The organism is Dehalococcoidia bacterium, from assembly GCA_035574915.1.
Taxonomy (GTDB): Bacteria; Chloroflexota; Dehalococcoidia; order DSTF01; family WHTK01; genus DATLYJ01.
Genome location: DATLYJ010000089.1, coordinates 37,855 through 61,681 on the forward strand (window position 1 = coordinate 37,855; position 23,827 = coordinate 61,681).

A 23,827-nucleotide genomic window follows, 5' to 3' on the forward strand; every position below is an offset into this window, starting at 1 on the left:
GGCCGGGCTTCAGGCGGGGGCGATGCGCAGGCGCAGGCGCGACATCTCCGGCTTCGAGTCTTCGATGGCGGCCGTGAACGGGGTCGAACGCCGCAACCAGTCGGCGATTTCCGTCGCCGTGACAGGCGCTGTCAGATGCACGAGAAGGCGGGAGTCGCCCTCCTGGTAGCGCTCGACGGAGACGCCGGCGACCTGCTCCATCGCCGAGACAGCTTTTTGCACCTCCATTAGCGCCTGGAAGCCTGGCAGACCGGTAAGCGTCAGGCTGAGGCCATCTGCGCCAGGCCGGAAGGGCGTCTCTGCGGGGACCGCGGCCACGCCCTGGGGCTCGGCGAGACGCTCGAGGAGGTCACCCATGAGCTGGGAGAGGCCCTGGAGGTGGGTTACGAGGCGGTCGAGGGAGCCGGCAAGCGTGACGAGCTGGTCGCCGAGCTGGCGCCGCTGCTCCTTGTCCTCCTCGAGTTGCATTTCTACGCGCCGCGCGAGTTGATCGATGGCCGCGCGGGCCTCGGAGAGCTCGGCGGTGGCTGCGGCGATGCCCGACCCGGCGAGGATCGCATCCTGTAACTCAGCAAAGGCGCGCGCGAAAGAAGAGGCGATGCGAGCAGACGTTTCCTGGTCGGGCATAGATTGGCTTTCCGACAATCTGTCCTCTGGGCAGGCCGCCTCTTGCGGCGTATCGCGTCCGGGGTCTGGGGAATTATCGGCAGGCCATGCGACCCGGATAGGCCATCCCTCGACCGCGGACGCGAATTATATCGCGATTGTAAGCCGCTCTATGCTTACAGGGTGAACTCGGGCGAGCACCACAAGACCTTGCTGCGAACCCTGATAGAGGCGACAGGCCTCTCGCGGCGCAAGGCGTTCGCCGCGATCCGCGAGGGCCGGGTCAGCGCCGGCGGCCGGATAGTCACCGACCCGTCCAGTCCGTTCCCGGGCGGGGAACTCGCGCTTGACGGGCGTCCTCTGGCACACCGGCGGGCGCCGAAGGTCTATCTCCTCCTGCACAAGCCGGCCGGATACCTGAGCGCGGTCTCCGACCAGCGCGGCCGCTCGACTGTGCTGGACTTGGTCCCCGTGGAGCTGCGAGTGCCGGGGCTGCACCCGGTCGGCAGGCTGGACCGGGACACGACGGGCCTGCTCTTGCTGACGAACGACGGTGACTTTACCCAGCGCCTGACACACCCCAGCCACCTCGTGGAGAAGGAGTACTGGCTGAGTTGCCGCCCCCGCCTGAGTGAGGCTGCGCTCGATGCGCTGCGCCGGGGCATCGAAGTAGACGGCCGGCTGCGGGTGCCGGCGGATGTCCGCCGCCTCCCCCCGGCGACCGGCTTCGAGATTGCGATCACGCTGCGCGAGGGGCGAAAGCGCCAGGTGCGCCGGATGGTGGAGGCTGTCGGGGCGAAAGTGCTAAAGCTGAAGCGCGTACGAGAGGGCGCCCTGACCCTGGAAGGGCTTCCCGAAGGACAAGTGCGGGAGCTGGCGCCGGAGGAGGTGACGGCGTTCCTGCTAGAGGGGGCCGGACCTCGGACCGTTAGCGCGGGCGCGAAGGCGTCGCAAGGAAGAGAAGTCCGACGCCGATCACCATCACGGCCACGCCCGCCGCGACCGAGCGCGCGGCCCGTTCGCTAGACAGGCCCGCCTCGCCGGTATTCGGCGGCGTGATGGAAGCCCGGGGAGGAGCAACGGACGGCTCCGGGGCCGGGGCGGGAGCCGGACCCGGCTCCGTTGGCGCCGGGATGCCGGCAAAACTGCGTTCGGTGCCGTTCGGCGTTGTGCCGGGGAGGAACCCCGGGGGCACGTAGACCTGGCCTCGCAGCTCTCCGCCCGGATGGTCCTTCGTGTATACGGTCACGTAGTAGTTCCCGGCTACGAGGTCAGCAAGCTCTTCCGGTGTGAGGTGCAGGCGCCCGGAGGTGACGATGAAACCGCTGCCGGCCAGGTGGCGCACCACCGGCCCTTCGCCGCCGGGCGGGCCGTAACGCAGGTCCGCGCCCTCTACGAGCGTCCCGGAGATTCCCTTGACGTCCACGGTGTAATCCGCCTCGAGCCGGTCTTCGCTGAAGAAGAAGCGGACGAACCCCCAGGCACCCGTCTCCACGGGCGGGACAACGTTGAAACCGTACATATCCGTCTGGAAGACGAAGGGCGCCTCGCCGGCGGCGCTGAACGGCGCAGCGAGCGATACGACAAGCATGCCCAGGGCGACCAGGAGGATTCGGCGCGTCATGCTCCTGCTTTCGCGGATGCCCGTCTCTCATACCGAGGGCGGGCCTCGCTGATATTATCGGAACAGCCGAGATTGGCGGGAGCAGGCGATGACGGACTACGCCCGGGCCGACATCCTGGTGGACGGCGACTGGCTGCAGCGGCGCCTCCAGGACCCGCTGGTGCGGGTAGTCGACTGCGACGGCACGGAGGCCTGGGCTCGTGCTCACATCGAGGGCGCGGTCTCCATCCCGGACAACCACCTCAAGGACCCGAACAACCGCCTCTTCACGCTGGACCCGGAGCAGTTTGCTGACCTCATGGGCCGCCTCGGGATCGGCGATGACACGACGGTTGTCGCTTACGACACCTCGGGTGCCCGGTACTCCGGGCGCCTGTGGTGGTGCCTGCGTTATTACGGGCACGAACGGGCGCGCATTCTGAACGGGGGCTGGCCGAAGTGGTTCCGTGAAGGACGGCCAGTCTCTATCGACAAGCCTCAGCCTCCAGCGGCAAAGTTCACGCCGCGCCCCAACCGCTACCTCTTCGCCTCGGCCGAGGACGTCAAGGCAGCCATCGGCAAGCCCGGTACGGTGATCCTCGACGTCCGCTCAGATGGCGAGTGGGAGGGGACGGAGACCCGGGGGAACCGGAGGACCGGCCGCATACCCGGGTCGGTGCACGTCGAATGGCTGAACAACGTTACGGCGGACGAGCTGCAACTCATGAAGCCAGCCGACGTCCTGCGCCGCATGTACGAGGAGGCCGGAGTCACGCCCGATCAGGAGGTCATCACCGTGTGCCAGGCCGGCGTGCGGGCCGCCCAGGCGGCTACGGTGCTCACGCTGCTCGGCTTCGACAGGGTCAGGGTCTACGATGGCTCCTTCGCCGAGTGGGGCAACCGTGACGACACGCCCATCGAGCGCTAGGACTCGGCGGCGCGGCTTTCCTGCTCCGACGGCCTCGTGAGCAGGGCAACGATGGCGAGCAGCCCCCAGGCGAAGGCGACCCAGGCGATCGACGGCCGGCGGCGCAGGAGCTTCAGGCCGTCTCCGAAGTCGTAGAAGGCGCGGCTCACCAGGGGCATAGTCGGTGAGGCGGCGGTCAGGATGTCGACGCCGGACATGACGTCGCGCTTCGCCATTTCCTGGATGGTCTCTTCGTCCATGTCTGTAAGCTCGGCGAAGCGCCTCGGCTGTGTGACAGACGCCACGGCGTAACCGATCGTCCCGAGGCCGAGCAAGTAGCGCAGCGCCCTGTGCAGGTTGGCTGTCCTCAACTAGCGCCTCCCGATGTCTCTCCCGAAGCCCGCTTATCATCATAGGTCAGAATGGACCTTACGGAGGCGCTCGGAGTCCGGCCGCGCGACGTCGTTGCCCTCGTCGGAGGTGGCGGCAAGACGACGGCCATGTACCGGCTTTGCGGCGAGGCCGCGGGGCGCGGCGCAAGAGCAGTCGCGTCCGGTACGGCTCGCTTCACGGCGCCGGCAGGCACGGCGGCAGCGCCCCTCATCGTCAACAAGGACGAGGACCGCCTGGTCAGCGATGTGTTGTCCGCCCTGGCGTCCGCGCCCTGGGTGATCGCCGCGACGGGTCATGGCGAGAAGGAGCGCCTGCTCCCGCTCTCCTTCGCGGCGGTCGAAGCGCTGGCCTCCCACGAGGTAGTGGAGTTACTGGTCCTCGAGGCAGACGGGTCGGCTCTCCGGCCTTTCAAGGCCCCGGCCGGGCACGAGCCCGTGGTGCCACCGCAGGCGACGCTCGTCGTGGCAGTCGCCGGCGCCGACGCGTTCGGGCGGCCGTTGAGCGAGGCCTTCGTGCACCGGCCCGAGCGTGTCGCTGCCCTGACCGGTGCCCGGATAGGAGAGCCGGTGACGCCACAGATGGCCGCTGCCGTCCTAGCCCACGCCGAGGGTGGGCGCAAGGGCGTGCCGGCCGGGGCGCGCTTCGCCGTGCTGATCAACAAGGTCACCGCGGCGAGGCGGGGTCCTGCGCGGGAGACGGCGCGCTTACTCCTGGAGCGCGGCGTGCCCCGGGTGGTGCTGGCCCAGGCGCGCCAGGCGGAGCCGGTCGTGGAGGTGCTGATGCCGTCGCTGACGGCTTGACGCTGCGCTCCTCTGGTTGACGGATACTCAATTATTGACCCATCATCCCTTGAGTAATGCCGAAGGCTAAGACGGGCCTGACGACATCGGAGTACGTCGTCCTGGGGCTGCTGCAGGGCAGGGCCGCCTACGGCTACGAGCTCCAGCGCCACCTCTCGGGCGGTGCCGGCTTGGCGCGCGCCTGCCCCATCGAACCGGCGATGGTGTACGCGGTCCTGAAGTCGCTCTCCGGCCTGGAGCTTATCGACGGTCACTGGGACACGAGCCAGTACCCGCCCAGGGCTGTCTATACGGCCACGCCGGAGGGTGAGGCCGCCTTCGAGCGCTGGCTGCGGCATCCCGTGGGCAGGATGCGGGAGGTGCGCTCGGACTTCCTGGCGAAGCTGTACTTTGCCCTGGAGCGCGACGCAGCCCTGGCCCGCGAGCTTGCCCAGGCGCAGGTCGCGGCCTGCGAGGAGTATGAGCGACGCCTGCGAGATGAGCTCGGAGGCGTCGAAGAGGGCTCCTTCGACGCCATCGTCCTCAAGTCGAAACTCACCGCGGCGCTGAGCACGCGAGAGTGGATAGAAGAGTGGCTGCGCGAGTCGCGATCGTCGCGCTGACCATGGCGGCGCTCGCCGGCCTCGTCGCCTGCGGCGGCGGCCGTGACGCCGGCAACGGGAGCATCCTGGTAGTCGCAGCCGCGGACCTCCGCTTCGCCTTCGACGAAATCGAGAAGGCGTTCGAAGGTGAATGCCGCTGCCGGGTCGAGATCACGTTCGGTTCCTCCGGGGCCTTCGCGGCCCAGATCGAGCAGGGCCTGCCTGCGGACGTGTTCTTCTCTGCTGACACGGGCTACGTCGCATCTCTGGAGTCCAAGGGTCTGATCCTCGAGGGTTCAGCGCGGACCTACGCCTCGGGCCGCATCGTGCTGGCAAAGAACCGCCGAGTCGAGGGGAAGCTCGAGACGCCGGGGGACCTCCTGTCCCCGGCCTTCCGGCGCATCGCCATCGCCAATCCGGCGCACGCCCCCTACGGCAGCGCGGCCAGGGAAGTGCTCGCCAACGCGGCTCTGTGGGACCTCCTCCAGCCGAGGCTGGTACTGGGCGAGAGCGCCTTCCAGTCGGCCCAGTTCATCGAGGCAGGGGACGCCCAGGCCGGGATCATCCCACTGTCGCTGGCTATCGGGCTCCGCGACAGGCTCGACTACGTGCTCATCGAGCGCTCGCAGCACACCCCCCTGCGTCAGGTGGCGGGCGTCATCCGTCGCAGCCGCAGTCCCGGCCTTGCGCGCAGCTTCGTCGACTTTGTTTGCGGGCCTCGAGGGCGGGAAATTCTCGCCAGGTACGGTTTCGAGGCTGCAGAGGACTAGGGCCATGGACCCCGGGGCGATCGACCTCTCCGACCTCCGCCTGACCCTGCAGGTGTCCTTCGGCGCCACGCTGCTGTGCGTTGCTATCGGCCTGCCTATCGCCTGGCTGCTGGCCAGGCACGAGTTCAGGGGCAAGGCCATAGTCGAGGCCCTCACCACGCTGCCCCTCGTCCTGCCGCCCACTGTCGTCGGCTTCTACCTGCTCCGGGCTGCGGGCAGGTCCAGTCCTGTCGGACGCTTCCTCGAAGACGAGATCGGCGTGCGCCTGGTGTTCACCTGGGAGGGGGCGGCCATCGCCGCGGCCGTGCTGTCTGCGCCGCTCCTGATCCGTTCGGCGCAGGCAGGCTTCGCAGAGGTCGACCCCGAGCTCGAGCGCGTAGCGGCGACGCTGGGGCGCACGCCCCTCGGCGTGTTCTTCACGATTACGCTGCCCCTCGCCATCAGGGGAGTGGCCGCGGGGGTCGGCCTGGCCTTCGCGCGCGCGGCGGGGGAGTTCGGGGCGACGGTCATGGTCGCCGGCAACATCCCGGGACGGACCAGGACCATGTCCGTGGCGGTCTACGACGCCGTCCAGGCCGGGGACTTCGAGCGCGCCAACGCGACGGCGCTGGTCCTCATCCTCATGTCCGTGGCCAGCCTGGCGGTCTTCAGTTGGCTCACATTTCTGGTGCGGCGGGCATGAACGGCGAGGCGCTCCTACGTATCGAGGCCAGGCGACGCCTCAAGGGCTTCGAGCTAGACGTCCACCTCGTCAGCGACCGGGGTCGCACCGTGATCTTCGGGCCCTCCGGCAGTGGTAAGAGCATGACGCTACGCGCCATCGCGGGGGTCGAGAGGCTCGACGCCGGCGTGATCGAGGTCTGCGGGAGCACGCTCTTCGACAGTGCGCGCGGCATCGACCTGGCGCCACGCGCGCGGCGTGTCGGTTATGTGCCCCAGGGTTATGCCCTCTTCCCGCACATGACGGTGGAGGAGAACATCCTCTACGGCGCGCCGGAACGCGGGGCGGCCGGGCTCGCACCGAGAGCCCTCCTCGAACTCACGGGCCTCTCCGGACTGGAGAAACGGCGTCCCCGGGAGCTGTCCGGAGGGCAGCAGCAGAGAGTTGCCCTTGCCCGGGCGCTGGCCAGCGAGCCGATGCTGCTCCTGCTCGATGAGCCCTTCAGCGCGCTCGACGTGGCGCTTCGCCGCCAGTTACGGGACGAGGTGATCGACCTGCAACGGCGCACCCACACCCCGCTGCTGGCCGTCACCCACGACCTACAGGACGCCTTCGAGCTGGGCGAGAGGATCGTGGTGATCTCGCAAGGAAGAGTGCTTCAGCAAGGCTCTCGCGAGGACCTGTTCTACCGGCCTGTGTCGAAAGAGGTCGCCAGGCTGGTGGGCATGCGCAACCTCCTGGAGGCGCGCGTGGTCGGCCCGTGCCCTGGAGGCATCGTGGTCGACTGGCACGGCCACCGGCTGGAAGCGGAGACGCCGGAGCGTCTCGCCGCGGGCGAAAGGGTCACGCTTTCGGTGCGGCCCAGCCAGGTGATGGTGCGGCGCGAAGAAGACGCCGAAGGCAGGCACCGCAACACCATCGAAGGACGCCTCGTCGAGGAGGTCGTGACTCCCGAGGGGTACCGGCTGAAGTTCCAGCCGTCTGGCAGCGGCGAGAGCATCGAGATCGAGCTTTCGGGCTACACGTATTTCCGCCTGGGCCTCGACCGCCGCAAGGAGATCGAGGTCTCCATCCGGCCCGATGCCCTGCACGTAATCGCGGGCTGAGCGGCAGCGGCGCACTGCATCAGCTAATCTGGGCTGGCGGACATGCCGGGGCCTGTTGCCGCCGAGGCCCGAAGTCGATGCAGGAGCAGCAAGAAACCACTGCCGCGCCCTTCGTGCCGCCAACGGGCGACCTCGGCGAACTGCGGGCGGCGGCGGCAGGATGCCGCGGCTGCGAGCTGTACAAGCGCGGCACCCAGACCGTGTTCGGGGCTGGTCCTGGCCACGCCCGGCTGATGCTGGTCGGAGAGCAGCCGGGTGAGCAGGAGGACGTGCAGGGGGCGCCCTTTGTTGGCCCCGCGGGCAAGATGCTTGACAGGGCACTGGAGCGCGCCGGGCTTGACCGGCAGCAACTCTACGTGACCAAAGCCGTCAAGCACTTCAAGTGGGAACCGCGCGGCAAGAGGCGCATACACTCGACCCCGCGCGAGAGCGAGGTCCGGTCCTGCCGCCCCTGGCTCGAGGCCGAGATCGGCGCTGTCCAGCCCGCGCTTATCGTCGCCCTGGGCTCGACAGCGGCGTCGGCCGTTTTCGGCCCCGGCGTCAGGGTGATGCGTGACCGGGGCCAGGTCCTCGACACGCGTTTCGGCGTGCCGGGCCTGGTGACCGTGCACCCTTCGGCCCTACTCCGTGCGCCGGACGAGGCCTCGCGTCAACAGGCTTTCGCGGCGCTGGTGCGTGACCTCGAGGTCGTGGTCGCGGTCCTCTCAGGTCTGGTGGAGAGATCCTGACAGACAGGAGTTAGATGGCCGCGAGTGGCCTGGCGGAGGCTGCGGTTAGAATTAGCGCAGACGCTCCGACGCCCAGACGGCCTCGACCAGGACACCGACATCCCGCGCTTTTCCTTCTTGCCTGGCATCGCAGTAGTTCTCGCCCTCGTGCTCACGGCGTGTGGCGGGCAGCAGCTCGCGCCCGGGTCGAACGAGGCGCCGGACGGTCCGGGGACGGCTGGGCCGGTAACGCGCTCTCCCGGGTCGGCTCTCGAGTCGGCGACGTCCACGGCAGGCGAACGGGTGCGGCTCAGCGTGAGTCAGTCAACGACAACGTATCCCGTCTACGGCAGCACGGGCGATGAGGTGCTCGCTTACATCGAGCGCTTCGGGCCGCTGGACGAGGACGGCCAGCGGGCCAGCGGCGTCACGAACTACAGCTCGCGGCTGGATTGGCGGCCGGGCGGCAACCCGCGAGCCTGTGCTATCGCCTCCATGACCATAGAGGTCGACCTGCGGGTGCTGCTCCCCGCGCTCGACGCATCGGCGCCGGTCCCAGCGGACGTGCGCTCGCGCTGGGCCGTCTTCGCCGCGGGCGTAGCTTCGCATGAGCAGAGGCACGTGGACATCTACCTGGCAGGCGTCCAGCGGATCAAGGAGCGCATGCTGGCGATCCCCCCGGCGAGCAGCTGCACGGCGCTGGAGGCGCAGGTGAACGAGGTCTGGGAGGGCGAGCAGCGCGCGCTCGATGAGGAGCAGGAGCGATTTCACGCCGAGGAGCGGCGCCGTGTCGAGGGCCTGCGAGCGCCCATTCGCGCCCAGATCGAGGCGGCGCGCGCGCGCCTGCAGTCGTTGGGAGACCAGATCAGCGGCGTGGACAGTTCGCTCTCGTCGCTGTCGGCCCAGCTCTCGGCCCTGCGCGATTTGCTGGCCGGCCTCACCAGCCAGCTCCAGGCTATCGAGAGCCGTTACCAGGGAGAGGCGTTGCCCTCAGACGTGTATCAGCAGTACCAGGCCTTGCGCGGCCAGTACAACGCGCTCATCCCGGGCTACAACACGCTCGTCGATAACTACAACTCGCTGCTCGGGACGCGGGCGGAACTGGTCAGGCAGGCGGAGGCGCTGCAGGGCCAGCTCAACGACCTTGTCGACGAGTTCAACTGGACGAGATAGGCACGTCGAGAGGGCCATCGCTCGGCCGCAACTCGGATTGCCGCCCGGATCAGGGCGCGCCTATAATCGGGCTGGAAGCGAGATGACGGGACAAAGGTTGGGGTCCTGAGTCTTTTTCAGCCCTACTCCGACGACCAGATATCGGCAGCTGTAAAGCGGGCGCGGCGCAACATCATCGAGATGATTTTCGCCGCGCAGAGCGGGCATCCCGGGGGCTCCCTGTCGGCCGTCGAGATACTTGCCGCCCTCTACCTGCGCGTGATGCGCCATGACCCGGAGCGACCGGACTGGCCCGACCGCGACCGCTTCGTGCTGAGCAAGGCCCACAGCGTCCCCGTGTTGTACGCGTTCCTGGCCGAGTGTGGCTATTTCCCGGCGGAAGAGCTGATGACGTTCCGGCGCATCAACAGCCGCCTCCAGGGCCACAGCAAGGTCAACACCGTACCTGGTGTCGAGATGTCGGGCGGATCGCTGGGCCAGGGGCTCTCGTACTCCATCGGTCAGTGCCTTGCAGCAAGGCTGGACGGACGGGACTACCGGGTCTACTGCCTTCTTGGCGACGGCGAACTGGATGAGGGGCAGGTCTGGGAGGCCGCCATGGCGGCCGCTCACCACCAGGTGTCCAACCTCACGGCGATCGTCGACCGTAACCACGTCCAGAACGACGGCTTTGGCGACTACGAGCGCGTTTCGGTCGACGGCCGGCCCGTCCCGGGCGGCTGGGTGCGGCCCGACGGGCACACCGTGAACATCATGAACCTGGAGCCTTTGGCGGATAAGTGGCGCGCCTTCGGCTGGCGGGTGCAGGAGGTCGATGGCCACGACGTCCACGCCCTGGTGGAGGCGCTGGAGCGCGCGAAGGGCAGCCTCGGAGGTCCGAGCGTGATCATCGCGCACACGGTAAAGGGCAAGGGCGTGAGCTTCATGGAGAACAACCCCGCCTTCCACGGCAAGGCCCCGAACCCGGAGGAGAGGGAGCGGGCGCTGGCGGAGATCGGCGTATGACGACGACGCAGCAACCGCCCGCCGCCACGCGAGAAGCCTTCGGCCCGACCCTGGTGCGTCTCGCCCAGGAAGGACTCGATATCGTGGTCTGCGACGCCGACCTCGGCGTCTCGACGACGGCGGCTACGTTCGGCAAGGCCTTCCCGCAGCGCTTCTTCACGCTGGGGCCGGCCGAGGCGAACATGATCGGCATCGCCGCCGGGCTCGCGGCCGAGGGCAAAGTCGCCTGGGCGAGCACTTTCGCCGTCTTCATGCCCGGACGATGCTTCGACCAGATCCGCGTGAGCGTCGCGCAGCCCAACCTCAATGTGAAGCTGTTCGCCAGTCACGGCGGGATATCGGTGGGCGAAGACGGCATCTCGGCCCAGGCGATCGAGGACCTTGCCCTGATGTGCTCGCTCCTGAACTTCACTGTCGTCGTGCCCGCGGACGTGAACGAGACGGCGAGCGCGGTCGAGGCGGCGTCGAGGGCGAAGGGACCGTTCTACATACGCGCCGGCCGTCCGAAGATCCCCGTCATCTATGAGCCCGGGCACAAAATCACCCTCGGCAAGGCAGACCGGCTGCGCGAGGGCCGCGACGTGACCATCGTCGCCAGCGGCATCATGGTGAAGATGGCCTTGGACGCGGCGGCGACGCTGGCGGAGAGAGGGATCGAGGCCAGGGTGCTGAATATGTCCACATTGCGCCCGCTGGACGGTGAGGCCCTGGAGAGGGCGGCGCGCGAGACAGGCGCCATCGTGACGGCCGAGGAGCACCTCGTGCACTGCGGGCTCGGAGCGCTGGTGGCGCAGCACCTGGCCGCGCGGGCGCCTGTGCCGATGGGCTTCGTGGGCATGAAAGACCGCTACGCAGAGTCCGGCAGGTGGGACGAGCTACTCCAGAAGTACGACCTCACTCCGGACGCCATCGTGCGCGAATGCGAGGCGGTGGTCCGGCGCAAGGCGTAGTCACGCTGCACTGACGGGGTAAGTCGGATGAGTAAGGGCTGGTCAGTAACTGACCAGCCCCTGTGCTGCGTGCGGGATGTCCCGCTACGTCTTGAAGGGCGGCTTTGTGCGGTCGAGCCAGAGGTGGATGGCCGTCTCCGTGCCGCCGCCATAGTTGGAGCCCGCGAGGAAGACACCGGCGTTGCCGACGCAGGGCCAGGTGAGGCTGAAACCGGCGGCCTGCCCGGGGAACGGCACCGCGTACATGGCCTTGGCCATGTACTGCTGGTAGCGCTTGGCGATCTCCTTGCGCTTCTCGGTATCGAATTCGCGCTTGATCTCCTCCAGTAGCTTCGTGACCTCGGGGTCTCCCGCTGTCGGGTTGCGGCCGCTGGGGTCGAAGCCCTTGAAGCGCGGGCCCTTGGGATGGAAGCGGGCGAACATGAAGTTGCCGACATCGGCGTCCGTGTTGTCCGCGCCAATGGCCATGCCTTCGAAGGCGCCCTTGCCGTAGTAGTAGTTGCTCAGCCAGACCGTCTGGTAGTCGGGATTGTTGACCTTGGTCTTGATGCCGACCTCGTTCAGGAAGCCGATCTGGATGTTGGCTTGGTCGACGAAGTTGCGGCCGTACTGGGAGGTGGAGATGTGGTAGATGGGTATCTCTGCCCCGTTGTAGCCGGCGGCGGAGATCAGCTTCTTCGCCTCGGCCGGGTCGTACCTGAAGTACTTGGCGTTGGCGCCGAAGGCCTTCTCGTCCTGCGGGTCCAGCCACCAGCCGTCAAGGCCGGAGGAGAGGTGGCTGTGCCAGCGCTTCGCGACAGGTAGACCGACGTCCTCGAACGCCTGGGTGTTGTAGATGGCCTCGATCCAGAGGTCGCGGTCATAAGACATCGCGACTGCCTGGCGCATGCGCTCGTCCCTGAAGGGCGAGTTGCCCTCGTATCCGAACCAGGAGTTGAACCACAGTAGGTTGAAGTTGCCCTGGAGCATCAGGAGCGCGGGGATGTCGCGCTTCGTCTGGAGGATGTCGGTGTCCTGCACGGCGAAGATGAAGACGTTGCCGGCACGGAATTGCGACAGCCCCGAAGCGTATTCGCTGACGATCGGCTGGTCGTACTTGTCGAGGAACGGGCGGTCTGTCCGGTACCAGTTCGGGTTTCGGGCCCAGGTGAAGCCCACCGACGGTTCGTACTTCTCCAGGAACCAGGCGCTCGAGCCGCGCATCTCCCGCCGCGGGTCAAAGCCGCCGTCCGCCTCCTTCGGAATTATGTAGAGGTCCGAAGTGGAGGACAGTCCCGCGAGGACACTGGAGTCCGGAGCGCCGAGCTTTACGACCAGAGTCCTCGAATCCGGAGCGGACATAGACTCGATCGGCGCGTCCGGGCTGGCCGCGCGCGCGAGATTGGCCCGATATGGCGATAGGTTCGCGTAGCGCTCCCAGGAGAAGACGATGTCCTCGGCGCTGACGGCCCGGCCGTTAGTCGGCGCCCTCGCATCCCACTTGGCGTTCGGGCGCAGCTTGAAGGTGATTTGGAGCTTGTCCCCCGAGACCTCCCAGCTCTCGGCGAGGTCGCCTTCGACATCGCGCGTCGAGGGTACCTTATAGCCGGGAATGTTCTTGAGGATGCGGCTATAGACCCAGCCGGCGGCGACCTGGGTGGTGAACGACTGCGAGGTCAACGGGTCAAAGGAGGTGACGTCGGAAGTCGTCAGGGACTGCATCGTGCCGCCGCGGACGGCTATGTTGGACGTGTCGACTCGCTCGCCGAGCAGGCCAGAGCTGTCCTTGGGTCCCTTATCGCCCGCGTCGTCGCCGCCGCCGCAGCCGACCAGGCCGATAGCAGCGGCGCCAGCCCCCGCCATGGCGACGCCCTGAATGGCCCTTCGCCTGCTGATGCTCGCAAGACGGAACCGCTCCCAATAGGACTCCCGCTTCATATGGCCCTCCTCCGCAAAACGCTGCAGTAATGCGCGAAACGTATGGGGCGATTCTACCCCTCGTTCAGAGTACGGCCTACGGTAGCGGGAAGATTTGCGACATGCCGGGGCCTGTCAGATGGCGCCCTCCGCCAGGGGATGCCCGGCGACGCGATAGTAGTGGCGTTCCATCAGAAGCATGTTCCGTTCCAGGTCGCCCTGCTGGCGTACCCTTTCCCGGTTCGGCTCCACGGCTCCGCGGCGCAGGACGTCGTCCGTAAGCGCGAGGTGGAGACTCGTGGCGAGAGCGTCGATGTCGCGCACCGGCACGCGCAGGCCGTTGACGCCATGAGTGATCCACCCGTCCTGGCTGGGCAGGTCCGAGACGACCGGAAAGGCGCCCGCGGTCATCGCCTCCATGGTGCTGAGGGGGAACGAATCGGACGACGGCACGGAGACGTAGACATGGGAGGCGTTTAGCAGCTCGCGCAGCCGTGCCTGGCTTGCCTGTCCGATGAAGGAGACGGAGAAGCCGAGGCCCAGGCCGGCAGCGAGGCGTTCCAGGCGCGGCCGCTGCGAGCCGTCGTTTGCCACGACGAGCCGGGCGGAGGGAAGTCGCCTCCGGAGGAGGGCGAACGCCCGCAGCACCACGTCGATGTTGTACAGGGGCTCGAGGGCGCGCGTGCTCGCCACCGTCGGCGGGCTGCTGTCGCGGCCGGCATTGACGCTGAGCAGTGGCGCGTCGAGCCAGTCCCGGTCCAGGCCGAGCCGGATCACCGCGGCCCGCTCGGCCGGCACGCCGAGGTGGACCGCCTCGCGCACCAGGGCGGGATCGTTGCCCGTGACCAGCGCCGCCCTCCGGAGGGCGTAGCGCGCAATCGCCGCGCCGGCCGGCGTCCGCGGCGCGTTGTAGAGGTCCGAGCCCCAGGCGCTCAAGACCAGTGGTTCGAATCCCGACATGGCGGCGTAGAAGCCATGCTCGACCACGTAGTGGGCGTGGAGGAGGTCGGGTTTGATCTCCGCCAGGAGGCGGCTCAGGCCCGCCCTTCGAAACCGCAGCGCATTAGCGAGCCGCATCAGGGAGGGCGGGATGCGGGAGGCGGCCCGGCGGACGGGGCCGCCCTCTCCCCGGGCGCCCGCGGGCCCGCGCTCCGAAGAGGCGAGGGCGTGTACCACGGCGCCCGGCAGCTCTCGCCCCGGTGGGTAATAGCTGATCGCGTGGACGTCATGGCCCCGGGCTATGAAGACCTTGATCCATCGCCAGGCGTGCGGTGAGTCGAAGTTGGCCAGCACGGCGAGGCGGAGGGGCCGCCCGGGGAGCTCGCCGGGCATCAGCCGGCTTCCAGTGAGGCCGGCGGGCTCTTGGAGCCGCCGCGCAAGCGGGACAACGTGGACCGCGCGCCTTCGACGAAGAGACCGACATCCGCGAGACGCGGCAGCACCGCATCCAGGGGCCGGCCGCCAGAGATGCGTCCGTAGGCCACAAGGGTCAGGACGAGGTTCGCGCAGTAGGCGATCGTGGAGGCGCCGGCAGCGCCCGCGACCCCGAAGGGCGGGATCAGCACCAGGTCGAGCGCCAGCGTCAGCGCCAGGGTCGCGGCCGAAATCCAGGTGTTGAGCATCGGCTTTCCCTGGCTGAACACGTAGGCGGACAGGACCTTGGCGCCGGACATCGCCACCGCCCCGGGTAACAGCCAGAGAAGCGGTTCCACGGACCCTTCGAACTCGTCGCCGAACACGAAGGGGACAGCAAAGGGAGATGCGGCCGCGACGGCGACGGCGCTGAGCGCGGTCACGAGCATGGTATTGCGGCAGACGAGGGGTGTGGCGCGAGCCGCATACTCAGGGTCGGACGAAGCCAGCTTGGGGATGAGGACCACGGCAACGGAATTCGCCACCAGCCAGAGCGCCTCGCTTACCGCGACACCGTTGGCATAGAGCCCGACTCCTGCAGAGCTCACGAAGAGCGCCACGAGATAGGAGTCCAGGCGATAATTCAGGGTCTGGACGATATTCCCCGCCTGGCCCTGCATCCCGAAGCTCACCAGGCGCCGCATGACGCCCCAGGTCCCCAGGCCTCGCGGCCAGGCGCGGACGCCCAGTGCCGCGTAGCCGGCAAGCACGGACGGGAGCGGGGACAGGCTCCATAGGAGTATCGCGCGTGGCACCGTCAGGGAGCCCGCAACCTCCAGGGCCACAAGCCCCGCCAGCGTCACGAAGGGGACAGCGGCCTCGATGATGCTCACGATGAGGAACCTTCCGTCCGAGCGTAGTAGGACCTCGACGAGGCGGAACTGGACGACGAGGGGGATTGCGAGGACGACGAACCATTGGGGCACGCCGGCGTCGCTGAGCCACTCGCCGGCGAGGGCCTCCAGGACGGCCGCCGCGGCAGCGGCCAGCAGGGCCGACAGGACGGTCGTGCTGAGGCCTGCCTCGAGCGCCTGGCGCGCCGAGACTTCACCTCTGCTCACGTAGTAAAGGGCGGCGATGCTCACGCCAAAGGAGATGAACGCGTAGCTGAGATTGATAGACGTTTGATACAGGGCCGTCACGCCCCGGCCTTCGCTACCGAGGAACTGCGATACCGCGACGATGATGAGGAAGCTCAGCACGTACACGGTGAGGGTGCTGAGGAAGATCAGGTTGACGTTGGCCAGGAAGCCCCCGTGGCGCTGAGGGTCAGCGGTGGTGCCACCATAGGCGTCAGACACGAGTGGCCGCTCCGCTGACCGCGCGCCCGACCAGCGCTTCGACCTCACGCAGCTCTGCGTTGAGGCGGTCCTGCCAGCTCCAGAATTCCCTGGCGGCGAGGCGCGCCGCGGCCTCGCCGAGGCGCCGGCGGCGCTCCCGGTCGGACGCTAGCGACGCGAGCGCCCTGGCGATGCGAGACGGCTCCCCGGAGGCCGGCAACAGCACACCTGTCTCCCCGTCCCGGATGAGATCGGCGGTGTCGCCTTCGTCCAGGGTCAGGATGCACCGCCCGGCGCTCATGGCCTCGAGCAGGGGGTTGCCGACATTCGAGAGCTCGTTCAGCGACAGGAAGATGTCCGCTGCCCAGAGGTAACGCTGGACCTCCGCCTGCGGTACGGCGCCCGTGAAGGTCACGGCTGGCGCTACGCCACGGTCCCGGGCCAGCGCTTCGAGGTTCGTGCGCTCCTCCCCGTCGCCCACGACGATGAGACGCGCCCTTGTGACCTCCCGCCGCAGGAGCGCGAGCGCGTCGATTGCGCGGTCGATGCGCTTCCATCGGGCGAGGCGGGCGGCGGTCACGAGCACGATGTCATCCGGCGCGAGGCCGAGCGCGGCGCGGGCCTCTTCAGCCTCGGCTTCAGTGGGCGGGCGGATGTGGCGCAAGTCAAGGCCGTTGCGCCAGAAGCGGACCTTGCCGGCAGAGGCGGGGTTCAGACGCGCGAGCACCTCAGCGCCGCGCGTGCCGTCGTTCGTCATCACGTAGAGGTCGGCAGGCGTGCGCAGGGCCAGCACCTCCTCGTACCGGCGCAGTAGTTGCAGCCGGCTGTCGAGGTAGGGGTGCATGATGGTGCCCTGAAATCGGGCGACGAGCGGTAGTGGCAGCCTGCGGCGGACAAGGCGCTGGGCGAGCACGCCGTGTACCTCGTAGCCGTAGAGGAGGTCATATGCCCGCCCGCGGGCGGTCTGGAGGGCCCTCCGTGAGGCGAGCCAGGGGAAGAGCGCGGCAAACCGCAGCTTCTGGTCGGCGCGCAGCACGAAATCGGGCCACGGGACGCGTGACTCGCCGAGCGAGGGGAGATGGAACTGATGAAAGGTCACGCCCTCCAGCTCGGGCGGCGGCACCGGGGGCGCGCCGTGGTGGTGGTTCGCGCCGATGGTGGGTGAGACGACGTCCACCAGGTGGCCCCGCTGGCCGTAGGCCTGCAGCGTCTTGTGAAGGGAGGGGGCGCCGCCCTGGCCGGAAAGGGCCCAGACGTCCAGGGCGGTGATCAGGAGGATGCGCAAGCCCCACCTCTCCGCCGCGCCCGGCGAGCATGCAACCCCTCCCCGGCCGCGGGAGGGTGGCCTGAGGTCGGTCGATGGCCGGGGATGGACTGCAGGCTGATGTTCGACGGCCCTCGAGTCGGCTCACCGTGTCGGATGCCGTTGTGGGTTAGTGTAGGAGAGGGACGGCATCGACGCCAAAGCGCGGCAATTGATAGGATCGTCCGGAGCCCGCTATGATTTATCGTTCCCACGCATCGGGGTGTAGCTCAGCCAGGCTAGAGCGCACGGTTCGGGACCGTGAGGTCGGCAGTTCAAATCTGCCCACCCCGACCATGCAGCGCCAACGACGAGATGCCGCGCGTGCATCCGTGTTTCTTCTCAACGAGGTGTAACGTCGATGACAATGCCCGCCCAAGGGGAAGATGCGGCCCGCCTGAAGCGTCAGCGTGCCGACCAGGCGATAGCCCTCGCGCTCGAGGGCCGCTGGGAAGAGGCGGTCAGCCTCAACCGCCAGATTCTCGAGACCTCGCCTAACGATGTCGATAGCTGGAACCGCCTCGGCAAGGCCCTGCTGGAGCTGGGCCGGCTGCGCGAGTCCCGCGAGGCTTACCAGACCGCCCTCGAGCTCGACCCGGTAAACACGATCGCCAAGCGCAACCTCGAGCGCCTGGCGAACGTGAAGGAAGAGGAGTTCGCGCGCGAGGGCACCGGCAAGGCTGCCCAGGACGTCTTCATCGAGGAGATGGGCAAGTCCGGCACCAGCATGCTCCAGGACGTGCAGACGGACATGCTCAGCCGCCTCGTCGCCGGCGACGAGGTCTACCTGAAGGCGGACGACACGGTCCTGCGCGTCGAGAATGCCCAGGGTGAGTTCATCGGCACGGTGGAGCCGAAGCTCGGGCTGCGTCTCACGCGCCTCATGCAAGGCGGCAACCGCTATGCGGCCGCGATCAAGAGCGTGAGCGACGCGGGCGCCGAGATCATCATCAAGGAGACCTACCGCGACCCGAGCCAGACGCGCCTCTCCTTCCCCGCGACGAGCGCCGAGGGCCTGAGGCCCTACACCCGTGAGACCCTCCTCCGCTACGACATCGATGAGGAAGAGGATGAGACCGAGGACGAGGCGGAGGTCGAAGACTGGGAGGCGGATGAGACCGAGGTCGGCGAGCCGGGCCTCATGAGCCTCAGCTCCTTCAAGGAGACAATAGAGGGCCACGAGGACGAAGACGACGAACTCTAACCCGAGCGTCGGAGTCGCCTGGTGAGACGGGTCGGCGTCACGCGCTGGGAGGACGTCGCCGGCGAGAGCATCGAGCGATACTGGCAGCGCCTGCGAGACGCAGGCCTCGAGCCGGTCGACATGCACGGACCTGGTTGCACGCTGGAAGGGCTGAGCGGCCTGGTCCTGACTGGCGGCGTCGACATCGACCCCGCGCGTTACGGCGCCGAACGCCACGAGCGGGTCAGGCGCATCGATCCGCTGCGGGACGAGTTCGAGTCAGCCCTCCTGCATGCGGCTTTGCGACAGGACATGCCGGTCCTGGCCATCTGCCGCGGCCATCAGCTCCTGAACGTGTGCCTTGGCGGCTCGCTGCTGCAGCACATCGAGAGCGGCGAGCACGTCGCGGACTATCGCAGCGAGGGCTTCCCCTCGCGCAGCCACGAGGTCGTGACGGCTGCAGGGTCGCGGCTGCGCGAGTGGCTGGGCGAGCGCTGCCTGGTGAACTCGCGTCATCACCAGGCGGTCACGACGGAGCGGCTCGCGCCGGGGCTGACGGCCGCGGCGACCTCGGCGGACGGCCTGGTCGAGGGCATCGAAAGCCAACGCCACACGTGGGTGGTCGGGGTGCAGTGGCACCCGGAGCGCGATGAACCGCAGCTAGCGGGGTTCGAAGCGTCGGGGCGGCGTCTTTTCGAGGAGTTGGCGGCCGTCGTGCTCGCGTCTGCTGTCCGGACCTAACGCCGCCGCCGGCGTGTCCACTGCTCGACGAAGTCGACCTCGTCCTCGCGGCGTTCGGCGAGGCGGCTTCTTCGTCCCGGCGTCACGGCCCACACGTACACCATCGTCAGCCCGCCGTGCAGGGTCGTACCGATGAGCGTGGCGATGACGACCAGGAACACGAACCCGCCGCTACTCGTGCCACCCGCGCCCAGGGAACGGTACGACTCTTCCGCGCCCATGGTCCCGGCGAAGGTGACCAGGCAGACGGCCGCCACCCAGTGCGAGGCGGCGCCCACGGCCGCCCCGAACAGGTCGACCTCGAAGAGGCCGGTCATCCGCCTCCAGAGGGCGCGCAGGGCGTAGAGCGAGATCGAGAGGGCCGGTAGGGCCAGAAACAACGCCGAGACGGTCGGTACCCAGGACGCCAGGCCAAGGTCGTCGGCGGCGCCCCAGGCGGCGGGCGCCATCGCCAGCAAGAGGGCGGCGGCCCCACCGGAAAGGAGCGGTGGCGCGAGCACCAGGAGCTTCCGCAGCGGGTTGGCGCGCAGGGGCGTGGCCGGGGCATTGTCCACTTCGCTTGGCCTCCGGAGAATCAAATGGTATCATTGATTTAGCATTTTCGCCTCTATAGCCCGGAGCTATCGATGACCCAGGCCCCGTCATCAGAGTTCGGCGATATCCGCCCCATCCGCATTGAGGACGAAATGCGCGTGTCCTTCGTGGACTACGCGATGAGCGTCAACGTCTCGCGGGCGATCCCGGATGTCCGCGACGGCCTCAAGCCGGTACAGCGCCGCATCCTCTACGCGATGTCGGAGCTCGGACTCGACGGCAACCAGAACAAGAAGTGCGCCACTGTCGTCGGCGAGGTGATGGGTAAGTACCACCCCCACGGCGACGCCCCAATCTACGAGGCGCTTGTCCGCTTGGCCCAGGACTGGTCTATGCGCTATCCGCTGGTCACCGGCCAGGGCAACTTCGGCAGCATCGACAACGACCCGCCGGCCGCCATGCGCTACACCGAGGCGCGCCTTGCCCCGATCGCCACGGAGCTCCTGGCGGACATCGACAAGAACACCGTCGACTTCGTCCCCAACTTCTCGGACGAGCATTTGCAGCCTGTCGTTCTCCCGGCGCGCATCCCCAACCTCCTCATAAACGGCGCCTCCGGCATCGGCGTGAGTCTGGCGACGAACATCCCGCCCCACAACCTGGGCGAGGTGCTGGATGCCGTGACAACGCTGCTCGACAACCCGGACGTCTCCTCAGACGAGCTTTCGAACATCATCAAGGGGCCGGATTTCCCGACCGGCGGGATCATCTTCGGCCGTAACGCGATCAAGCAGGCGTATAGCGACGGCCGCGGCCGCATCGTGGTGCGGGCGCGCGCTCATGTCGAGGAGTCGCGCTCGGGCCGGGCGCAGATCGTAGTCACGGAGCTGCCATTCCAGGTCAACAAGGCCGGCCTTGTGGCCCGGATCGCGGAGCTGGTAAAGCAGCGCAAGATCGAAGGCATCAGCGACCTGCGGGACGAGAGCGACCGCAACGGCATGCGGATCGTCATCGAGCTGGCCCGCGGCGGGCAGGCGCCCGTGATCCTCCGGAACCTCTACAAGCACACGGCGATGCAGTCCACCTTCGCCGTCAACATGCTGGCGCTGGTCGAGAACGAACCCCGCACGATCCGCCTGAAGACGGCGCTGGAGCTGTACATCAACCACCGGCGGGAGGTGATCCGGCGCCGGAGCGAGTTCGACCTTCAGAAGGCGCGCGACCGTGCCCACATCCTCGAAGGCCTCCTCAAGGCCATCCAGAACCTGAACGCCGTCATCCGCACCATCCGCGAGTCGCCGTCTGCCGACGTGGCGAAGGAGCGCCTGCAGGAGCGGCCCTTCGGCCTGACGGAGATACAGGCGCAGGCCGTCCTGGACATGCAGTTGCGCCGCCTGGCCAACCTGGAGCGGCAAAAACTGCAGGACGAATACGCGGAGGTCATCCAGAACATCAACTACCTGGAGGACCTGCTCGCGAACCCGCGAAAGATCGACTTCCTGATCAAGGACGAGGCCGCGGAGGTCAAGAAGAAGTACGCCGACGAGCGCCGGACCCAGGTCGTGGAGCAGGAGGTCGAGGACTTCAGCGAAGAGGACCTGATCCCGCACCAGGAGTGCGTCATCACCCTCACCAACCGCGGCTACATCAAGCGGCTGCCCCTGGACACTTACCGCACGCAGCGGCGCGGCGGCCGGGGCATCACCGGCATGGGAGTGCGGGAGGCCGACGCCATCTACCGCCTTCTGGTAGCAGACACGCACGACAGCTTGCTGTTCTTCACGGACCGGGGTCGCGTCTTCCAGCTGAAGGTGCACGAGATCCCGGACTCCACCCGCCAGGCCCGCGGCACCCCCCTCGTGAACCTGATCGAGATCGAGCCGGGCGAGCTGGTCACGGCCGTCGTCGGCACGACCACGTATGATGACGACTTCATGCTGCTGGCGACCAAGCGCGGCGAGGTCAAGAAGACGCCTCTGAGCGAGTTCGAGTCTGTTCGCCGCGCCGGCCTCATAGCCATGAACATCGAGCCCGGAGACTCGCTGGTGCTCGCCGGCCTGGCGCGCGAGGACGACGAGGTCGTCCTGGTTTCGTCCCAGGGCAAGGCGATCAGGTTCCGGGTCGCAGAGCTCCGCTCCGCCTCGCGCCAGAGCGGCGGCGTGCGCGGCATGCGCCTGTCGGGGCCAGACGATGAGGTCGTGGCGATGGAGATCCCGCGGCCGGGGGCGATGCTCCTGACTATCTCCGAGACCGGCCTGGGCAAGCGTACCGAGTTCGCCGAGTACCCGCGGCACTCGCGCGGCGGCCAGGGCGTCGTGACTCACAACGTGACGGCGCGCACGGGGCGGATCGTGGCCGCCCGGACGGTGCTCCCTGGCTGGGAGCTGATACTGGTGTCCCAGAGCGGCATAGTGATGCGGACCACGGTCGACAGCATCGCCAAGGTGGGACGGGCGGCGCAGGGCGTCCACGTCATGAACGTTGGCCAGGGGGACCGCGTCGCTTCGTTGGCCTGTGTCGACCTCGCGAAGAACAGCGGGAACCCGGCGGCGAGCGGCGCGCGCGGCAACGGCAGCAGCCCGGACGGCAGGCCGCGCAGACGGCGCACGTAGCCCGCTGGCCGCAGCCTTGAGGCTTTTGCCCGCACACCTCTAATTTGACGTTAGCGTCAAGGATCGAATAGATTACCCCTCGCTTCCCGTTTTCATCTCAAGCCCCGATGGAGGACTAGAGGAGTCGCCGTGACCGAACAGAGGCAAGCGCCACCAAAGCCTGTGCCTGCGCCCAACGCCGAGACCCAGTTCTTCTGGGATAAGGTCAACGAGGGTCAGCTCTGGCTCCAGCGCTGCAAGGACTGTGACCAGGGGGTCTTCTTCTACCCGCGTTACTTCTGCCCGAACTGCTTGAGCCAGAACGTCGAGTGGTTCCAGGCCTCCGGGCGGGGCAAGCTCCACACCTACATGATCAACCACCGCCCGCCGCCGGCCTTCATGAACGAGGCGCCCTACGCCATCGCCATCGTCGAACTGGAAGAGGGCGTGCGGATGATGACCAACATCCACGGCATCGAGAACACGCCCGAGAAGCTTGTCCTCGACATGGACCTGCGGGTCGTCTTCGAAGAGATCGCCCCCGGGCGCAAGGTCCCCTACTGGGTCCCCGCCTGAAGGCGGACATCCGGACGTCCGAACGCCCTCACTTCGGCCGTTCGGGTCCCGAAAAGTGCGGCATTTTTCCCTGACTGGAGAAGGTCATGACTGACACGGTGCGCTACAAGGTCGCCATCGTCGGGCACGCGGAGACGACGGGGCTGAACGACATCCCCGGCATGTCCAGCCTCATGCTCGCCGCGGACGCGGCCATGAACGCCATAAAGGACTGCGGGATCGACAAGAAGAAGATCGATGGCGTCTTCTCGACCCACAGCCCGACGCAGCTGGCCCACTACCTCGGCATCACGCCGACCTGCGTCGACGGTACCTCCGTGGGAGGGACGTCGTTCCTGCTGCACGTGCGCCACGCTGCTGCTGCGCTTGCCCTCGGTTACTGCAACTACGCCCTCATAACGATGGGTGAGAGCGGCCACACCCGCGGCGACCTGATCGGCATCCCGTCTGCGCCCATCGGGCGCGGCCGCGGCCTGCCGGGCGGCGGCATGGGCTTCGGAATGCCGAACAACAGCCTTAGCGGCCAGTTCGAGGCGCCCTACGGCCCGGTCGGCCCGACCACGCTGTTTGGTATGGGGATCCTGCGCTACATGAAGGAGACGGGCCTCACGCACGAGCAGCTTGCGTCGGTGGTGGTCGCCCAGAGCAAGTGGGCGAAGGACAACCCGCGCGCCTTCCGGCCGCAGGAAGTAACGGTGGAGGACGTCCTGGCAAGCCGGATAATCTGCTACCCGCTGCACCTCCTCGAGTGCTGCCCCGTGACCGACGCCGGCGGCGCCCTGATCCTCACTACCGCCGAGCGCGCGAAGGACTTCCCTACGAAGCCGGTCTACATCCTGGGCACTGGCGAGACCGTGGAGACACCCATGGTGAGCATGATGAAGGACTTCACCAGCTCCCAGGGCTACAAGGTCTCGAGCAAGAAGGCCTTCGACGAGGCGCAGGTGACGCACGCCGACATCGACCACGTCATGATCTATGACGCCTTCGCGCACCTGCCCATCTTCGCCCTCGAAGACACGGGCTTCTGCAAGCGAGGCGAGGCGGG

The 23,827-nt window shown here is 67.8% G+C and carries 24 protein-coding genes and 1 tRNA gene; 17 read left to right on the plus strand and 8 right to left on the minus strand.

What is annotated here, in order from left to right; genetic code table 11:
• Window positions 1–9 precede the first annotated feature (9 nt).
• Window positions 10–627: a hypothetical protein gene (locus VNN10_08530; protein HXH22062.1), complete on the minus strand. Its 618-nt coding sequence runs from the start codon at window positions 625–627 to the stop codon at window positions 10–12.
• Window positions 628–789: 162 nt separating this feature from the next.
• Here VNN10_08530 and VNN10_08535 point away from each other — a divergent pair, with 162 nt between their 5' ends.
• Entirely contained in the window at window positions 790–1,632 is an 843-nt protein-coding gene (locus tag VNN10_08535; protein HXH22063.1) for a pseudouridine synthase, read from the plus strand.
• On the opposite strand, the gene VNN10_08540 is transcribed toward VNN10_08535, so the two are convergent.
• Complete coding sequence (locus tag VNN10_08540; protein HXH22064.1) at window positions 1,535–2,230, minus strand: CHRD domain-containing protein; 696 nt, start codon at window positions 2,228–2,230, stop codon at window positions 1,535–1,537. The genes VNN10_08535 and VNN10_08540 overlap by 98 nt on opposite strands.
• 88 nt (window positions 2,231–2,318) lie before the next feature.
• Here VNN10_08540 and VNN10_08545 point away from each other — a divergent pair, with 88 nt between their 5' ends.
• Entirely contained in the window at window positions 2,319–3,137 is an 819-nt protein-coding gene (locus VNN10_08545) for a sulfurtransferase (GenBank protein HXH22065.1), read from the plus strand.
• Here VNN10_08545 and VNN10_08550 read toward each other — a convergent pair.
• On the minus strand, window positions 3,134–3,487 hold the full coding sequence (locus tag VNN10_08550) for a hypothetical protein (protein ID HXH22066.1): 354 nt from the start codon (window positions 3,485–3,487) through the stop codon (window positions 3,134–3,136). The genes VNN10_08545 and VNN10_08550 overlap by 4 nt on opposite strands.
• Window positions 3,488–3,538: 51 nt before the next feature.
• Between VNN10_08550 and yqeC the strand changes: the two genes are divergently transcribed.
• From yqeC to VNN10_08595, 9 genes are all read left to right on the plus strand, one after another.
• Entirely contained in the window at window positions 3,539–4,309 is a 771-nt protein-coding gene (gene yqeC, locus VNN10_08555; protein HXH22067.1) for a selenium cofactor biosynthesis protein YqeC, read from the plus strand.
• A 56-nt stretch (window positions 4,310–4,365) separates the two neighbouring features.
• Complete coding sequence (locus tag VNN10_08560; GenBank protein ID HXH22068.1) at window positions 4,366–4,911, plus strand: helix-turn-helix transcriptional regulator; 546 nt, start codon at window positions 4,366–4,368, stop codon at window positions 4,909–4,911.
• Complete coding sequence (gene modA / locus VNN10_08565) at window positions 4,881–5,660, plus strand: molybdate ABC transporter substrate-binding protein (GenBank protein HXH22069.1); 780 nt, start codon at window positions 4,881–4,883, stop codon at window positions 5,658–5,660. The genes VNN10_08560 and modA overlap by 31 nt, the downstream gene beginning before the upstream one ends.
• A 4-nt stretch (window positions 5,661–5,664) precedes the next feature.
• Entirely contained in the window at window positions 5,665–6,342 is a 678-nt protein-coding gene (gene modB / locus VNN10_08570; protein ID HXH22070.1) for a molybdate ABC transporter permease subunit, read from the plus strand.
• A complete protein-coding gene (locus tag VNN10_08575; protein HXH22071.1) occupies window positions 6,339–7,427 on the plus strand; it encodes an ABC transporter ATP-binding protein in 1,089 nt (362 codons plus the stop codon). Before modB ends, VNN10_08575 begins: the two co-directional genes overlap by 4 nt.
• Window positions 7,428–7,504: 77 nt before the next feature.
• On the plus strand, window positions 7,505–8,155 hold the full coding sequence (locus VNN10_08580; GenBank protein HXH22072.1) for a UdgX family uracil-DNA binding protein: 651 nt from the start codon (window positions 7,505–7,507) through the stop codon (window positions 8,153–8,155).
• Window positions 8,156–8,272: 117 nt separating this feature from the next.
• A complete protein-coding gene (locus tag VNN10_08585; protein ID HXH22073.1) occupies window positions 8,273–9,307 on the plus strand; it encodes a DUF922 domain-containing protein in 1,035 nt (344 codons plus the stop codon).
• A gap of 138 nt (window positions 9,308–9,445) precedes the next feature.
• Window positions 9,446–10,312 (plus strand): transketolase, encoded by an 867-nt coding sequence (locus VNN10_08590; protein HXH22074.1) that lies wholly within the window; start codon window positions 9,446–9,448, stop codon window positions 10,310–10,312.
• The gene (locus VNN10_08595; GenBank protein ID HXH22075.1) at window positions 10,309–11,262 is read left to right on the plus strand and encodes a transketolase C-terminal domain-containing protein; all 954 of its coding nucleotides are present in this window, start codon (window positions 10,309–10,311) and stop codon (window positions 11,260–11,262) included. Before VNN10_08590 ends, VNN10_08595 begins: the two co-directional genes overlap by 4 nt.
• Window positions 11,263–11,346: 84 nt before the next feature.
• Here VNN10_08595 and VNN10_08600 read toward each other — a convergent pair whose 3' ends face one another.
• The 4 genes from VNN10_08600 to VNN10_08615 all read right to left on the minus strand — a co-directional run bounded on the left by VNN10_08600 (window position 11,347) and on the right by VNN10_08615 (window position 17,136).
• Window positions 11,347–13,179 carry an ABC transporter substrate-binding protein gene (locus VNN10_08600; GenBank protein ID HXH22076.1) on the minus strand — a complete coding sequence of 611 codons (1,833 nt, stop codon included), beginning with the start codon at window positions 13,177–13,179 and terminating at the stop codon, window positions 11,347–11,349.
• Between the two features lie 114 nt (window positions 13,180–13,293).
• Entirely contained in the window at window positions 13,294–14,490 is a 1,197-nt protein-coding gene (locus tag VNN10_08605; protein HXH22077.1) for a glycosyltransferase, read from the minus strand.
• On the minus strand, window positions 14,490–15,872 hold the full coding sequence (locus VNN10_08610) for an oligosaccharide flippase family protein (GenBank protein HXH22078.1): 1,383 nt from the start codon (window positions 15,870–15,872) through the stop codon (window positions 14,490–14,492). The genes VNN10_08605 and VNN10_08610 overlap by 1 nt, the downstream gene beginning before the upstream one ends.
• Window positions 15,865–17,136: a glycosyltransferase family 4 protein gene (locus tag VNN10_08615; GenBank protein ID HXH22079.1), complete on the minus strand. Its 1,272-nt coding sequence runs from the start codon at window positions 17,134–17,136 to the stop codon at window positions 15,865–15,867. The genes VNN10_08610 and VNN10_08615 overlap by 8 nt, the downstream gene beginning before the upstream one ends.
• Window positions 17,137–17,373: 237 nt before the next feature.
• Here VNN10_08615 and VNN10_08620 point away from each other — a divergent pair.
• The 3 genes from VNN10_08620 to VNN10_08630 all read left to right on the plus strand — a co-directional run bounded on the left by VNN10_08620 (window position 17,374) and on the right by VNN10_08630 (window position 19,078).
• Window positions 17,374–17,451 (plus strand) — tRNA-Pro (locus VNN10_08620).
• Window positions 17,452–17,515: 64 nt separating this feature from the next.
• Window positions 17,516–18,358, plus strand: coding sequence for a tetratricopeptide repeat protein (locus VNN10_08625; GenBank protein HXH22080.1), 843 nt, complete (start codon window positions 17,516–17,518; stop codon window positions 18,356–18,358).
• Between the two features lie 21 nt (window positions 18,359–18,379).
• Window positions 18,380–19,078, plus strand: a complete 699-nt coding sequence (locus VNN10_08630; GenBank protein HXH22081.1) for a gamma-glutamyl-gamma-aminobutyrate hydrolase family protein — start codon at window positions 18,380–18,382, stop codon at window positions 19,076–19,078.
• On the opposite strand, the gene VNN10_08635 is transcribed toward VNN10_08630, so the two are convergent.
• Entirely contained in the window at window positions 19,075–19,632 is a 558-nt protein-coding gene (locus VNN10_08635) for a hypothetical protein (protein HXH22082.1), read from the minus strand. The genes VNN10_08630 and VNN10_08635 overlap by 4 nt on opposite strands.
• A gap of 72 nt (window positions 19,633–19,704) precedes the next feature.
• On the opposite strand from VNN10_08635, the gene gyrA reads away from it, so the two are divergent.
• The 3 genes from gyrA to VNN10_08650 form a co-directional block, all read left to right on the plus strand.
• A complete protein-coding gene (gene gyrA / locus VNN10_08640; protein ID HXH22083.1) occupies window positions 19,705–22,224 on the plus strand; it encodes a DNA gyrase subunit A in 2,520 nt (839 codons plus the stop codon).
• A 129-nt stretch (window positions 22,225–22,353) separates the two neighbouring features.
• Window positions 22,354–22,779, plus strand: a complete 426-nt coding sequence (locus VNN10_08645; GenBank protein ID HXH22084.1) for a Zn-ribbon domain-containing OB-fold protein — start codon at window positions 22,354–22,356, stop codon at window positions 22,777–22,779.
• Between the two features lie 86 nt (window positions 22,780–22,865).
• Window positions 22,866–23,827, plus strand: a 962-nt coding sequence (locus VNN10_08650; protein ID HXH22085.1) for a thiolase, incomplete at its 3' end; no start/stop codon positions are given.